Source organism: Sphingomonas sp. NFX23 (genome assembly GCF_049887795.1).
Taxonomy (GTDB): domain Bacteria; phylum Pseudomonadota; class Alphaproteobacteria; order Sphingomonadales; family Sphingomonadaceae; genus Sphingomonas.
Map to the genome: position 1 here is coordinate 145,673 of NZ_JAGEKH010000001.1, position 15,206 is coordinate 160,878.

The following is a 15,206-nucleotide window of genomic DNA, read 5'->3' on the forward strand; positions in this document are numbered from 1 at the left end:
AAAATCACAAAAGGGCGGGATGAATGCGCGGCACGAAGGCGGGGCTGCTGAGAACGGCGGCGGTGGCAAGTGGCCTGCTCCTCGCCGCCTGTGGAGGCGGCGGCGGTGGTGGCATCAACAGCACGCCGGCCCCTCCCACGGTTTCCACCCCGACGCCGACACCGCTTCCGACACCAGCGCCCTCCCCTGCTCCGACTCCCGCGCCGACCCCGACCCCGACACCGTCCAGCAACGACACCAGCGAATATCGTGCGACCGTCGGCGCGGTCTCGATGAACGCGCTGGCCGCCTACAATGTCGGCGCGACCGGCAGGGGGATCGGCGTTGGCGTGATCGACAGCGGCATCGACCTGCAAAGCCAGGAGTTCGGCACCCGCGTTTCGTCCGCCTCGCAGGACGTCGCCGGCAATAGCTCGATTGACGACGAAGGCGGCCACGGCACCGCGGTCGCCTTCACGCTGGCGGGCCGTAGGAATGGCGCGGGCTCGCACGGCGTGGCGTTCGACGCAACGCTGATCGTCCTCCGCGCCGACCGCCCCGGTACTTGCGCCACCGCGAGCAAGGACGACGACGATTCGGGCTGCAAGTTCGGCACCGACGCGATCACCCGCGGGGTCGATGCGGCCCGCACGGCCGGTGCGAAGGTCGTCAACATCTCGCTCGGCGGCTCCGAGATGCCGCAGAGCTTGAAGGATGCGATCGGCCGCGCGACTGCTGCCGGGCTGGTCGTCGTAATCGCCGCGGGCAATGACGGTTCGGTCAACCCCGATCCGTTCACCAACGTCGCTGGCGAAGCGCAGGGCCGCAACCAGGTGATCATCGCCGGCTCGGTCGGCGCGAGCGACGGAATCTCCACCTTCAGCGACCGCGCGGGCACCGGCGCCGCGCACTTCCTCACCGCGGTCGGCGAAAGCGTCCGTGCGCCCGACGCGACCGACACCGCCTATCTCTGGTCGGGCACGTCGTTCGCCGCGCCGCAGATTTCCGGCGCGGTGGCGTTGCTGGCGCAGGCCTTCCCCAACCTGACCGGCGCGCAGATCGTCGACATCCTGTTTCGCAGCGCGCGCGATGCCGGCGCGCCCGGAGTCGACGCGGTCTACGGTAATGGCGTGCTCGACCTGACGCGCGCATTCCAGCCCCTCGGCACGACCTCGATCGCGGGATCGAAAGCGGTCGTGTCTACGATCAGCAACGCCAGCCTGTCCGCGCCGATGGGCGACGCAACCCAAGGCGAACTCGGCGCGGTGATCCTCGACGGCTACAGCCGCGCGTTCGCGATCGACCTCGCCAAGACGATCGCGCGCCGCAGCCCCGAACGCTCGCTCGGCAGCGCGCTCCAGTCACGATTCCGCACGGTCGCTTTGGCGCAGGGCGGCATGACCGTCTCGATGACGCTCGCACCGCGCGCGAACGGCGACATCGCGCTCGATCGCACCTCGTTGTCGAGCTCCGACGCGATCAGCGCGCGCGCGATCGCCGGGATGGTGACGCAGAAGCTCGGCAGCACGCTGTCGTTCGGGTTCGGCTTCGCACAAGGATCGAGCGCGCTCAGTGCGCAGTTGTCGGGCCAGTCCGAACCCGCCTTCCTGATCGCCAACCCCGGCGGCATAGGCTTCGACAGCACCACGCGGGCATCGAGCGCGATGCGGCAGAGCTTCGGCGGGTTCGGCTTCACCTTCGGAATCGAGAATGGCGACGTCGTGACGCAGCGTGACAGCGACCTTCGCCTGCGCGACCGCTGGCAACGCTCGGGCTACAATCGCGTCTCGCTTGCAGTCGACCGACGCTTCGGCGCGCTCTCGACGATGGTCGCCGCGACGCGGATGGACGAGCGCGACACCGTCCTCGGCGCGCGCTTCGACGCAGCCCTCGGCGGGACGCGCGCCGCAACGTGGTTCGTGGACACCAAGGCGCGGTTCGATGCGGGGAGCGGCTGGAGCATCGGCGGATCGATGCGCCAGGGCCGAACCCGCGCGGCGGTACGCGGCGGTCTCAGCGGCGACGGCCTCGTCCGCACTAACGCCTTCGCGGCAGACATCGGCAAGGACGGTGTGTTCGGCCATGACACGCTCGGCCTCCGCGTCGCGCAACCGTTGCGGGTCGCGCGCGGCGGCATCGACCTCGGCCTCCCGACCTATTACGATTACACGTCCGGTACCGTCACCAACTGGACCACCCAACGCCTCAACCTCGCCCCGCAAGGCCGCGAACTCGACGTAGAACTACGCTACGGCGTCCCCGCCCTCGGCGGCGGCCTGGATACGAACCTGTTCTTCCGCCGCGACCCGGGCAATTTCGCGGCGTTGCCGAACGATTACGGCATGGCGATGCGCTACAGCCTGGGCTTCTGAGGAAAGCAGCGGCGATCCTCCCCCGCCAGGGGGAGGTGGCTGGCGCTTGCCAGACGGAGGGGGAGGAAAGGGAAACCTCTGCTCCGTGTCCTCCCCCTCCGTCGCCTTCGGCGCCACCTCCCCCTTGCGGGGGAGGATTATAGGTCAATTCATCAAAAAGCTGGATAAGCTACCGCTCGGTACCTATCTCTGCCGCATGACACGCTATTCCCTGCTCGATCTGGTCCCCGTCATCGAAGGCGGCACCGTCTCCCAATCGCTCGCCAACGCGGCCGACCTCGCGCGGCACGCCGAGAGCGTCGGGTTCCAGCGCTACTGGGTCGCCGAACATCACGGCATGACCGGCATCGCGTCGGCCGCGACCGCCGTCGTGATCGCGCACATCGCCGCCGCCACGAAGACCATCCGCGTAGGCTCGGGCGGCATCATGCTCCCCAACCACGCTCCGCTGGTGATCGCCGAGCAGTTCGGCACGCTCGACGCGCTCTTCCCAGGCCGCATCGATCTCGGCCTCGGCCGCGCACCCGGTTCCGACCAACGCGTCGCGCGCGCGATGCGCCGCACGCTGGAAACCGACGCCAACGCCTTCCCGCAGGACGTGATGGAGCTGCAAAGCTACTTCGCCAACGACGGCCAGACCGGCATCGTCGCGACCCCGGGCGCAGGCGCGGACGTCGAGATGTGGATCCTTGGCTCCAGCACGTTCGGCGCGCAGTTGGCGGCCGCGCTTGGCCTCCCCTACGCGTTCGCCTCGCACTTCGCCCCCGATGCGCTCGATGCCGCGCTCGCAATCTACCGCCGCGATTTCCGCCCCTCGGCACGCCTCGCCAAGCCCCACGTCATGGCCGGCTTCAACGTCTTCGCAGCCGACACCGATGCGGAAGCCGAACTGCTCGCCACCTCGCAGCAGCAGTCGTTCGTTGCACTGCGCACCGGCAACCCCGGAAAGATGAAGCCCCCCCTCGCCGGCTACCGCGAGTCGCTCGGCGCGCAGGGCAACCAGATCCTCGACCACGTCCTGCAATGCTCGGCGGTCGGCAGCCCGGCCAAGGTCGCCCGCGGCATCGCGGCGTTCGTCGAGCGGACCGGCGTCGACGAGGTCATGGTGACCAGCGCGATCTACGACCACGAAGCCCGCAAGCGGAGCCTCTCGATCACCGCCGACGTGATGCAGGACTTGAAGATCGCGGCATAAGGCTGGGCTAGTGGTCACGGACTGAACGCGGATCGACGCCGCGTTCAGTCCGCTCAGTCGCCGCCGGCTTCGACATACTCGAAATAGCTGAAATCGGCCGGTTCACCTGCGCCCGACATATCCTGGCAGGCCACCCCGACAAAGGCACCGGTGAAGTTGGGCAGGCCCGGCAGGGTCGCCTCGTCCGACAGGATACTCGCGTTGAACCGTTCGGCTAGCCAGGTCCACGCGCTCGATCCCGCACACCGGTATCCGAAGCGAAGGCTTTCGTGATCCACCTCGACCCGCAGTCCGATCGGTCCCGCGTCGATCGCGATCGGCTGGGTGATCACGCTGCTGCCGAGCGGGGTCGGGATCGCCGACAGTACCTGCAGCACGCGCCGGCCATCGTCGTCGGCGGTGACGTGCATATAATGGAACTTCGTCGAATTATAGTAGCAGACCAGCCCCGCCGCCTGCTGGAAGTGACGCGGTTCGAACGTCACGAGCGTCTCGGCGGCGTAGGCGAACGCCTGCTGCCGGCGCGCGACCAGCGACTGCGTGAAGTGGCTGCCGATCGTCTCGCGGCCGTAGAGGCGCAGATAACCGGGCCGCGCGGTCAGGCTGAACAACCGGTCGGCATCCGGAGTACGCAGCCACTGGAAAGCCTCGGGCAACGTCGCGGTATCGAACACGCTGCGCTCGCGTCGCGGTTCGGGCGCGGCTGACGCCGTGCCATCCTCCACGACCAGCGCGGGACTCGCGTCGCCGTCAAGCGTCCGCAGCCAGCCATCCTCGCCCCATCGCATCGGTTGGATCGCGGTCTCGCGGCCCAACACGCACCGATCACTGACGGGCAGCGGCCGCCCGCATAGATACACCATCCAGGTTTCGCCGGTCGGCGTCTCGACCAGATCGCCGTGCCCTGTCCGCTGCAACTGTACGCCCTGCTTGCCCGCCGCGGTCAGTACCGGGCCATCCGGATGCACCTCATACGGGCCGAACAGCGACCGTGCCCGCGCCATCACGACGGCATGGTTGCGCTCGGTGCCGCCTTCCGCGACCAGCAGGTGATACCAGTCGTCGCGCTTGTAGAGGTGCGGGCCCTCGGTGAAGCCAAGCGACGTGCCCTCGAAGATCATGCGACGGTCGCCGAGCATGTCGCCCGTCGCGAGGTCGATCTCCTGCGCGACGATCCCGGCAAAGCGACGCCCGCCCGGCCGGTGGTCCCACAGCATGTTGAGCAGCCAGCTCCGCCCGTCATCGTCGTGGAACAGCGCCGGGTCGAAGCCGCTGCTGTTAAGATGGACGGGATCGGACCACGGCCCGTCGATATGCTCCGCCGTGACCCAGTAATTATGGAAATCGCGCAGCGACGCCCCGCGCGCACCGTCGATCGTGGTCTGGCCGTAGCGCTTCACGTCGGTGTAGATCAGGTGGAACCGGCCGTTCGCATGGCTCAGGTCCGGCGCCCATACTCCGCACGAATCCGGGTTGCCGCGCATGTCCAGCTGGCTCGCGCGGTTGAGCGGCCGCGCTGCCAGCCGCCAGTTCGCGAGGTCGCGCGAATGGTGGATCTGGACGCCCGGATACCATTCGAAGGTCGAGGTTGCGACGTAATAATCGTCGCCGACGCGGACGATCGACGGGTCCGGATTGAAGCCGGGAAGGATCGGGTTGCGAATAGTCATGCGGGCTTTCGTATCAGGACCCAGAGGAGTGCGGCGCCGACCAGGTCGAGCAGTCCGAGCAGAATGAAGAACGGCTGGTAGCCGACCTCCGCGACCATCGAGCCGAGCACCAGCGTGAAGATCAGGACGCCGAGATTGGCGGCGGTGCCCGACATACCCGTCGCGGTCGCGACCTGGTCCTGCGGGAACAGGTCCGACGACAGCGTGATGACCGTCACCGACAGCGTCTGGTGCGCAAAGCCGCCAAGGCACAGCAGTGCGATCGCCGCGATCGGGCTGGTCACCGTGCCGACGAACATCATCCCCGTCATCAGCACCGCACCCACCGTGAAGGCGCCACGCCGCGCATCGATCAGGTCGACCCCGCGCCGTTGCAGCCACGCCACCACGATCGGCCCGAACAAGCATCCGAGGTCCGCCGCCAGGAACGGCAGCCACGCGAACATCGCGATCTGGCCGAGATCGAAATGGCGCACCTGCACGAGGTATAGCGGCATCCAGAACGACAGCATGCCCCACACCGGATCGGCGAGGAACCGCGCCGCCGCGATCGCCCACAGGTTACGACGCCGCAGCAGTTCGCCGAGCGGCGGACGCTTGCGATGCGTGGCGAGCGATGCCTCCTGTCCTTCGACGATCAGCGTGCGTTCCGCCGGCGACAGTCGACGATGTTTTGCGGGCGGCGCATACCAGAACAGCCAGGCGATCACCCACACCAGCCCGAGCGCGCCGGCGATGAAGAAGGCCGCCCGCCAGCTATGGTTGAGCACCGCCCAGGCCACCAGCGGCGGCGCGAACACCGCGCCGAACGAGGCTCCGATCTGATAGATGCCGCCCGCGACGCCGCGCTCGCGGGCCGGAAACCATTCGGCGACCAGCTTCATACCCGCCGGCTGCGCCGATCCCTCGACCAACCCCAGCGCGCCGCGCAGGCCGGCAAACCCCATCCAGCCCGTCGCCAGTCCATGCGCCATCGTGATCAGCGACCAGATCGCGACGAACAGCGTGAAGCCGATCTTCAGCCCTACGACGTCGAGCACATAGCCGGCGAGCGGCTGGAACATGATGCCGATCTGGAATGCGCCGGTGATCCAGGAATATTCGGCGGCGCTGATATGCTGCTCGGCCATGATCGCCGGCGCCGCGACGCCGAGCACGCTGCGCGCGAGATAGTTGATGACCATCGCCACCACGAACAGGCCGATGATGGTCCAGCGGATATTCCTGAAGCGCCGCACCCTCACCCCCTCGGTAACGTTATCATCGCGTGGTAGCCGCCGACGCTCGTCTTAGGCAAGCATTGCTGCTGCAAAAACGCGTCGAAATGCGGTCGAGAGCAACTGTAGCCACGCGCGGCGCGGTCGCGGTCCGGCTCAGTGCGCCGCCGCGATCGGCAATTCGTAGATCGCCGCGGAGATCGCCGGTACCATCACGGTGCGTGTCTCCGCCACCTTGCTTTCGACGATCGTCACGCCATTCGGGGACGCAATGGTGTTCGCCGCCTCCACCGTCTTGCCGGTCATGACCCAGCGCCTGCCGCCGCCGCGCAGCCTCATGCCGGAAAGCGCAAGGTTCAGTCGCTGCGGCTGGAACGTCGCGTTCACCACTGCGAGGCGCAGTTTGGTGCCGTCCGGCGACAGTCCCGCGATCACGTCGAGCGGATAGGTCGGGCTGCCCGCGCGCACCTTGGGATGCGCATGGCCGACCGGATACTTCGGCTCTGGTTGCGGTACATCGCCATCGACTTTCAGCGGAACCGTCCCGGCGCCGAAATTCTCGCCGTACAGTTTGAACACGGTGCCAGTGGCGTTGAGGGTCGCGGCGGATGGCGAGATGTCCATCGTCGACACGCCGGTCGTGAACGCCGACATCGTCAGGAAATCGGTGTGGCGGAGCATCTCCTGGAATACCATCGCATAAGCCAGCGAGGATTTCAGCGTCGGCGGCCCCGCCATGTACGCGTATTCGTCGATCGACAGGAACGTCTTGGCAGCGCGGATCTTGGGGAACTTCGTCTCGTAGATCGCCCATTCCTCCGCTTCCATGCGGACATGGTTCGAGGGCGAACGGACGAACTCGATAAGCTCGTCGGCGGCCGGCGCTTCGGGTCGCTTCTCCGCGCGATCATACCAATGCTCGGTGATGCCGTCGAAATTACCCCATGCCTTGGCGAAGAAGCCGCCGGTCCAGTCCTCCTCGGTACCGAACTTCGCCTGGATGCTCTCGATCGACGAGTTCTGTTGCACGCCCTTCGGATGCAACTGGTCGGGCATCGCGCCCGATGCGATCAGCGTTATCGAAGGGTCCTTCGCGCGCATCGCCTTCGCGAATTCGTTGTGCTTGATCATGAAGTAATCGAGCGAGGTCTTGCCGATCTGCCACCAGCCGAACGGTTCGTTGCCGATGTTCCACCATTTGACGCGATATGGCTCGGGATGACCGTTCGCCGCCCGCTTGGCGCCCCATTCGGAGGTCGCCGCACCGTTGAGATATTCGACTTCCTCCGCCGCCGAGTTCGCATCGCCCAGCCCGGCATTGACCGTAACATAGGGTTCGACGCCCAGGATACGCGTCAGGTCCATCCATTCGTCCATGCCGAGATCGTTCGGCTGCATCGCGCTCCAGGCGTGATCGAACATCGGCGGGCGTGCATCGCGGGGCCCGATCGCCTCGTGCCAGTCCCAGTCGGACAGGAAGTTTCCGCCAGGCAGGCGCCAGAAGCCCGAGTTCAGCGACTTCGCGATCGCGGTCGTATCCGCACGCCAGCCATTGACGTTGTCCGCCGGCATCAGCGACACCACGCCGACCCGAAAAACGGCCGTACCGGTGGAGTGGCCGGTGCCAGTGATCTCCAGCCGCGCATCGGTCGCCGCCGCGGTCGGCGTGAACGCAAAGCTGGCCTCGCTCCAGTCCGCGCCCGGGGTCGGCAACGACACGACCTGCCGGTCCTGCGGTCGATCGCCCCAGACCAACGTCACCGACACCGACACGCCTGGCTCGCCACTCAGCCTGAGCTTGCCGACATACCGCCGGTCGCGGACGACCTCGATCCCGCTTTGGCCGATGCCGGTGACATGGTCGGGGGACACTGCGATCCGCGCGCTCTGCGTGCCGACGTACGGATGCTGCGTGTCCATCTTGACGGCCGCGTCGCCGCCGATCGGGCGCCATTTGCGGTAGACGACACCGGGCCGCCCTTCGGCATTGACCGGTGGCGGCGCGTCGCTCGCCGCAGGACCTATCGGGTAATAGAATTTGCGGTCGTCGAGCATCTCTGCCCACAGCGTCCGCGCGACGAGTCCGCCGATCGGTTCGATAAACATGCCGTATTCATAGGGTGTGACGGCCGCAGATCGCGCCGTTGCGTCGATCCGGACGGCAACAGGCTGAGCCTGTTGCGCCTCGGCCGAGACGAAAACCGTGGCTTGACCCGCAAACAGGACAAACGCTGCGACGACCGGTTTCATCGACCTCTCCCCTTTTGTGCGTGCTCGCCATTCCGGCGATGATCGCGACGCGCCGGTTCGATTCCGACGTCGCAGCGCATTTCCAGATAGATTACGCAGACTAATGATAACGTCAACATGGACGTTCGGCGTGTCGGCATACTCTGGTCGAGATCCGACCAACTTGCATCGCGGGGCCAAAGGTCTAGGTCGCTTCGACGTGTATGGTTCGTATTGAGGGGCTCGACGTGACGGTCGTCGGGCGGGGTTGAAGGGATCGGTGTGAAGGAACGCGCTCGGCGCTCGCGCAGCCCGACGATCATCGATGTCGCCGCGCAGGCCGGGGTATCGCCGATGACCGTGTCGCGCGTCATCAACGGCCGCGCCAGCGTCGATCCGACCACCCGCGCCAGCGTCCAGGATGCGATCGACGCACTGGGCTACACGCCGAACCTCGCCGCGCGCAGCCTGGTCACGTCCACCGAACTCAAGATCGGCGTGATCTACGCCAACCCGAGCGCCGCGTTCATGAGCGATTTCCTCACCGGCGTGTTCGAGGAGGCCTCGATCCGCGGCGCACGGCTGATCCTGCTGAAGGGCGAGGACGGTCGTCCGCCGAGCCCCGCCGCGCTGGAAAATCTGGTCGCAACGGGCATCTCCGGCATGATCTGCGCGCCGCCGTTAAGCGAATCCGCGGCGGTCCTCGACGTGTTGCGCAAGGCGCGCGTGCCGGTGGCGGCGGTCGGCGCGCACGATGTCGACAACGTGATCTGCGTCCGTATCGACGATCGCCTCGCCGCGTACGAGATGACGCGCGAGCTGATCGCGATGGGTCATCGCCGGCTCGGGTTCGTCGTCGGCAACCCCGACCAGGTCGCCAGTCTCAAGCGGCTCGACGGCTTCTATGCCGCGGTGCGCGAACATCCGGGCGTTCGTGCGACGATCGCGCAGGGCGATTTCAGCTTTGCCTCGGGACTCGCCGCCGGCGACCAGTTGCTCCAGGCCGATCCGCCCCCCACCGCGATCTTCGCCAGCAACGACGACATGGCCGCCGCCGTCGTGTCGGTCGCGCATCGGCGACAGCTCGATGTACCCCGCGAACTGACGGTCGTCGGGTTCGACGATACCACCGCCGCCGTGATGCTGTGGCCGCCGCTGACCACGGTACATCAGCCGGTCCGCCGACTCGCCGCGGAAGCGCTCGGCCTTCTGGTCGCGGAGATCGCCACGCCGCCGAGAACACCCGCCAAGCGCGCCGACCGGGTGCTGGACCACGAAATCGTCAAGCGACAGTCCACGTCGCCGCCACAGGACGACGCCACGCCTTAACGCCATCCGCCGTTTCTGCGGACGTCGACGACCTCACTCCACGCCACCGATAGTATGAGTATTGACTCCTCAACGATGTCGACGCATTGTTGCGTGGTAACGTTATCAAACAGCAACATCGAGTTGCGGGATGACGTGGCAGGAACGCTGGTAAATCGGCGCGCCGAAAAAGGGGGTAGGATGCAATGGTTTCCAGAATCACGACTCTGTCGGCTCACGTCCGCGCCAGCGTTTGGGCGCAAGAGACATCGCGTTTAACAACAGCGGCACGATCGGTTTCTACCGTTTCCAGTCCGACTACACGGCAACGGCGCACCCTCATCGCCGGATCGAGCAGCATCGCCGCGCTCATCCTCTCGCTATACGCAGCGCCGTCTTTCGCGCAGGCCGCCCCAGCGCAAACCACGGACACCGCCGCCGCCCCAGAGCCGGTCGCCGAGACGCCCAAGGCCGCCGAACCCGAGGCCGTCAGAACCGCCGACATCATCGTCACCGGCTCCCGGATCCAGTCGAGCGGCTTTACCGCCCCGACGCCGACCACGGTCATCAGCGAAGCCGATATCCAGAACAACGCGCAGCCCAACGTCTTCACGACGATCGCGCAGCTGCCGTCGTTGCAGGGATCGAGCGGCTCGACGACCAACACGTTCAGCACGTCGAGCGGCCAGCAGGGCCTGAGTTCGTTCTCGCTCCGCGGCCTGGGCACGATCCGCACGCTCACCCTGGTCGACGGCCAGCGTGTCGTCGGCGCCTATTATACCGGCGTCACCGACGTCAGCCTGCTCCCGCAATTGCTGATCAAGCGAGTCGACATCGTCAACGGCGGCGCGTCGGCGTCCTATGGATCGGACGCGGTCGGCGGCGTCGTCAACTTCATCACCGACACGCATTTCCAGGGCTTCAAGGGGCAACGTCCAGGGCGGCATCACCAACTACGGCGACGACGGCCAGGGGCTGGTCCAGCTTGCCGCGGGACGGAGCTACCTGAACGATCGACTGCACCTCGTCGTCAGCGGCGAATATGCCAAGGAAGCAGGTGTCGGCCCCGGCGATTTCGGCACCGACCTCGCCGGTGGTCGCGACTGGTTCACGCAGACGACGATGATCAACCGCAACGTAGTCGACGACGGATCGCCGCAATACGTCCTGCGCGATTTCGCCCAGCCGTATAACTTCACGAAATACGGCCTCATCACCGCCGGTCCGCTGCAGGGCACGGCGTTCGACCAGAGCGGCCGCCCCTTCCAGTTCCAATATGGCTCGAACGGCGTGCCGGCCCGCGACAATTCCGGCGCGGTCCGAGGCTGCCTGCCCGGCTTCTGCGTCGGCGGCGACCTGTCGGGGAACATCGATACCGGCCGCACCTTGCAGTCGGCGATCCAGCGCCTCGATAGCTATGGGCGTATCGGCTATGATTTCGCGACCGACAACGAAGTCTATGTCAGCGTCAATGTCGGCCAGGTGAAGACTCATAACCAGCCGACCAACGGCGCCAACCGACCCGGCCTAAGGCTGCAGTGCGCGAACCCGTTCGTCCCGGCCTCGATCCAGGCGGCGTGCGCGACCGCGGGGATCACGGACTTCCAGTTCGGCGCCAGCGTCGCGATCCTGCCGAACACCATCGTTCATACCGATCGCCGCCAATACCGTGTCGTAGGTGGCCTGAAGGGCAAGTTCGATCTCGGTGGTTCGCCCTGGACCTATGACGCCTATTACGAGCGCGGCATCACCGATACCGCGATCGACGTCGACGACATCGTCCTCACGCCGCATTTCAACCAGGCGATCCAGGCGATCACGCTCAACGGCGCCATAGTCTGCGCCAATCCGGTCGCGCGCGCCAATGGCTGTATCCCGCTCAATATCATCGGCGGCGCGACGCCATCGGAGTCGGCACGCCGCTACGTCCAGCCCGAGAACGGTCCGATCCAGCGCCTCCACTTGACGCAGGACGTCGCGAGCCTCGCCTTCTCCGGCACCCCCGTCGAACTCTGGGCGGGTCCCCTGTCGGTCGCGTTCGGCGGTGAATATCGCAAGGAATTCTACAAGGTCCGCGCCGATGCATACGGCGCCGGCGTCTCCGCGCTCAGTCCCTATACCAGCGAATACCCCGCCGACCCGACGCTGCTAACCGCGGGCAACAACTGGTATGCCGGCAACTACAAGAACGGCACCGGCGCCTACGACGTCAAGGAAGCGTTCCTCGAGCTCGACGTCCCACTCTTCAAGTGGGACATGATGGGCAGGGCCAACGTCAACGGCGCGGCACGCATCACCGACTACAGCACGTCGGGCCGGGTCTGGACGTGGAAGATCGGCGGGACATGGGAGACGCCGCTCAACGGACTTCGCCTGCGCGGCGTCACCTCGCGCGACGTTCGCGCACCCAATCTGTCCGAGCTGTTCGCCGCACCGGTGACGACCACGCTGCCGAACTTTCTCGACCCTGCGCGCAACGTCAACGTCGTGGCCATCCAGAACGCGATCGGCAACCCGACACTCACGCCCGAGATCGCGCGAAATACGGAGGTCGGCGCGGTATACGCCAACCCGTCCTGGCTGCCGGGGTTCAGCGCTTCGGTCGATTACTATAATATCAAGGTCACCGACGTGATCTCCAGCCTCGGCGCGGCCCAGATCGTCGACCTGTGCTTCCGCAACATCCTGCCCGAAACGTGCAGCGCGTATAATTTGAACAACACCGCCGGCCCCAATTTCATCAACACGCAGGCGTTCAACCTCGCCTCGATCAAGACCGACGGCTTCGATATCGAGGCAAGCTATCGGTGGCGGCGCCCGCTCGGTGTGGACGGGACGTTCACGCTCCGCGGCCTGGCGACGCACATCCGGAAGTTCGTCACGGATACCGGCCTGCCGGGGACGATTCCGACCGACGGCGCCGGCGTCAACCTCGGCGCCACCCCGCGCTGGAAGTTGCTCGCGGTCCAGGCATTCAGCAACGACCGCTTCAGCCTGACGGTACAGGAACGCTGGTTCAGCGACGGCAATTACGGCAACCAGTACGTCGTCTGCGCGCCCGGAACCTGCCCCAAATCGACCACGACCGCGCCGACGATCGACCGCAACTTCATGCCCGGCGCCTTCTATCTCGACGTCGGCGGAACGTATACCATCACCAAACAGGTGTCCGGGTATTTCAAGGTCGACAACGTCTTCGATCACGACCCGGCCGCCTCGCCGCAGAGCGCTAACCCGGCGTTGTACGACATCGTCGGGCGCATCTACCGTGTCGGCGTCCGCTTCTCGTTCTGACGCCCCCCGCCTACCAATACGGAGATCCAGCATGCGCGCTCTCGCCCTTCTGATTGCCGGCATGATGCTGGGTTCGCCCGCGATCGCGCGCACCGTTGACGGCGCGGTGGCGCAACCAGCGCCACGGGAACGCGGGTCGGGCACGTACCCCGCGATCTTCGAGGAACGACCGGACCTGTCCGACCATGTCGTCTACCGCCCGGCGGACCTTGGTGCGCTGGGTCGGGCCAAGCTCGGGATCTACGTCTTCGGCAATGGCGGCTGCAGCGCGGACGGGACGAGTTCGCGCAACCACCTGCTGGAGATCGCCTCGCACGGCTATCTCGTCATCGCGTCGGGCACGATCCCCAAGCCGAAGTCCGACGCCGCCACCAAACCCGGCCCAACCCCCGCCCCCGGCACGAAGCTGACCTCGGCAACGCCGACACGCGCGCTGACCGACGCGATCGACTGGGCACAGCGCGAGAATGCCCGCGCCGGCAGTCCGTTCAAAAACAGGATCGCCACCACCGAGATCGCGGCGTCCGGCTGGAGTTGCGGCGGCTTGCAGGCATTATCGGCGGCGCAGGACCCACGCGTGACCACCGCGGTGATCATGAACAGCGGCTTCTTTCCCGAGGACGCGAACCCGATCGGCGGCGTGGTGTCCGACAAGGCGTTGCTGAAGACGCTGCACGGCTCGATCCTCTATGTCCTGGGCGGCCCGACCGACATCGCGGTCGCGAACGGTACCGACGATTTCCAGCGGATCGACCATATCCCCGCGGTGCTGGTCAACATACCGGTGGGTCATGGCGGCACCTACATGCAGCCGCATGGCGGCATCGCGGCAGAGGTCGTGACCGCCTGGCTGGACTGGCGGCTGAAGAACGACCGCACTGCCGCCGCGCGCTTCGTCGGCAAGGACTGCGGGTTCTGTCAGGACAAGCGGATCACGATCGAGCGCAAGCACTTCGACTAAGCGAGCCGTCCGCACCATGACGGACGGAGAGAGGGAAACCGCTTTTCCCGGAAGGCGAGGTCGGTAACCGAAACGAGGATGATCGCCGGGAGGCCGCTGCGCCGTCCCGTCAGAACCAGCCGGTTCGACACCAGGGCGCGCGCTTGCCCCCACCATAACGCCGCGCGAGCCCGGTCCGTACCAGCGCCTCGCCGAGCGATTTCCCGTCACGCTCGACGATGCGCAGTTTGCGGCCATAGCGATCGACGTCGCGCTTGATCGGGACCAGCGTGAAGGGGCCGGCGTTTAGCAGCGCCTGCATCTTGAGCGTGGCGGCCTTGCCGGCGCGGGCTTCGGACGCGCAACGGGGCGGATGGGTTTCGGGCGTGTCGATGTCGGCGATGCGGATCTTGGTCCCCGCCATCCAGAAGGTGTCGCCGTCGACCATGCAGTCGATCCGCTTGGCATGGCCGCATATCGTGAAGCGCGCGGATACCGCCTTGCCGCCCGACAGCGCGGAGGCGGCGGCAGCGGCGGTCGACGCCGCACTCGCGACGCCTGCCGCGGTGGCCAGCGCCCCGGTGGTGGTGGAAGCGGCGGCGGCGGCAGCGTTTGCCGAGGACGACGCGTCCGCCGCGGCAGCGTCCGCAGCCTTGCTCCAGCCGCCGGGCACACGTAGATGCCCGGCGGGCCAGGCGATCCCGAACCCGCTGGGCCATTCGACCTTCAAGCCCGGCGGCACCAGAGCCGCCCAGTCGATCTGGCGGATTACCGGCACCATCAGCCCGAGCAGCACGCCGTAGAATACCAGGCGGAGTTGCAGCAGGACTCCGGGCGCCGGGCGTCGACCGGATCCACCGCGGCGCGTGGCGCCAGCGCGATCGCCACTCAGCAACCGCATGAAATCAAACACATACTCCATCGTCCCTCGCGCGTACGCGCGCGCGCGACGATGTCACCTCGCGGCGGCGAAGGTTGCGACGGGCGGAGTCGGAAATAAGG

Annotated in this window: 8 protein-coding genes and 1 pseudogene; 5 read left to right on the forward strand and 4 right to left on the reverse strand. The window is 66.7% G+C overall.

Going from position 1 to position 15,206, the window contains the following annotated elements:
• Positions 1-23: 23 nt before the first annotated feature.
• On the forward strand, positions 24-2,351 hold the full coding sequence (locus J4O76_RS00685; protein WP_426279723.1) for a S8 family peptidase: 2,328 nt from the start codon (positions 24-26) through the stop codon (positions 2,349-2,351).
• A gap of 196 nt (positions 2,352-2,547) precedes the next feature.
• Complete coding sequence (locus J4O76_RS00690) at positions 2,548-3,546, forward strand: LLM class flavin-dependent oxidoreductase (protein WP_426279724.1); 999 nt, start codon at positions 2,548-2,550, stop codon at positions 3,544-3,546.
• Positions 3,547-3,599: 53 nt separating this feature from the next.
• Here the strand turns inward: J4O76_RS00690 and J4O76_RS00695 are convergent, their stop codons facing one another.
• From J4O76_RS00695 to J4O76_RS00705, 3 genes are all read right to left on the reverse strand, one after another.
• Positions 3,600-5,216 carry a glycoside hydrolase family 43 protein gene (locus J4O76_RS00695; protein ID WP_426279725.1) on the reverse strand — a complete coding sequence of 539 codons (1,617 nt, stop codon included), beginning with the start codon at positions 5,214-5,216 and terminating at the stop codon, positions 3,600-3,602.
• Positions 5,213-6,454: an MFS transporter gene (locus J4O76_RS00700; RefSeq protein WP_244187058.1), complete on the reverse strand. Its 1,242-nt coding sequence runs from the start codon at positions 6,452-6,454 to the stop codon at positions 5,213-5,215. The genes J4O76_RS00695 and J4O76_RS00700 overlap by 4 nt, the downstream gene beginning before the upstream one ends.
• Positions 6,455-6,589: 135 nt before the next feature.
• On the reverse strand, positions 6,590-8,683 hold the full coding sequence (locus J4O76_RS00705; RefSeq protein WP_426279726.1) for an alpha-L-arabinofuranosidase C-terminal domain-containing protein: 2,094 nt from the start codon (positions 8,681-8,683) through the stop codon (positions 6,590-6,592).
• Between the two features lie 261 nt (positions 8,684-8,944).
• Between J4O76_RS00705 and J4O76_RS00710 the strand changes: the two genes are divergently transcribed.
• The 3 genes and pseudogenes from J4O76_RS00710 (at position 8,945) to J4O76_RS00720 (ending at position 14,225) form a co-directional block, all read left to right on the forward strand.
• On the forward strand, positions 8,945-9,991 hold the full coding sequence (locus J4O76_RS00710) for a LacI family DNA-binding transcriptional regulator (protein WP_426279727.1): 1,047 nt from the start codon (positions 8,945-8,947) through the stop codon (positions 9,989-9,991).
• A 320-nt stretch (positions 9,992-10,311) separates the two neighbouring features.
• Positions 10,312-13,264: pseudogene (locus J4O76_RS00715) on the forward strand (TonB-dependent receptor plug domain-containing protein).
• Positions 13,265-13,295: 31 nt separating this feature from the next.
• Entirely contained in the window at positions 13,296-14,225 is a 930-nt protein-coding gene (locus J4O76_RS00720) for a hypothetical protein (protein WP_426279728.1), read from the forward strand.
• Between the two features lie 109 nt (positions 14,226-14,334).
• Here J4O76_RS00720 and J4O76_RS00725 read toward each other — a convergent pair whose 3' ends face one another.
• Complete coding sequence (locus J4O76_RS00725) at positions 14,335-15,117, reverse strand: thermonuclease family protein (RefSeq protein ID WP_426279729.1); 783 nt, start codon at positions 15,115-15,117, stop codon at positions 14,335-14,337.
• Positions 15,118-15,206 lie beyond the last annotated feature (89 nt).

Excerpts from the sequence above, each read along its gene's own strand:
- J4O76_RS00685 (WP_426279723.1), top strand. The coding sequence starts at position 24 with ATGCGCGGCACGAAGGCGGGGCTGCTGAGAACGGCGGCGGTGGCAAGT.
- J4O76_RS00690 (WP_426279724.1), top strand. The coding sequence starts at position 2,548 with ATGACACGCTATTCCCTGCTCGATCTGGTCCCCGTCATCGAAGGCGGC.
- J4O76_RS00695 (WP_426279725.1), bottom strand. The coding sequence starts at position 5,216 with ATGACTATTCGCAACCCGATCCTTCCCGGCTTCAATCCGGACCCGTCG.
- J4O76_RS00705 (WP_426279726.1), bottom strand. The coding sequence starts at position 8,683 with ATGAAACCGGTCGTCGCAGCGTTTGTCCTGTTTGCGGGTCAAGCCACG.
- J4O76_RS00720 (WP_426279728.1), top strand. The coding sequence starts at position 13,296 with ATGCGCGCTCTCGCCCTTCTGATTGCCGGCATGATGCTGGGTTCGCCC.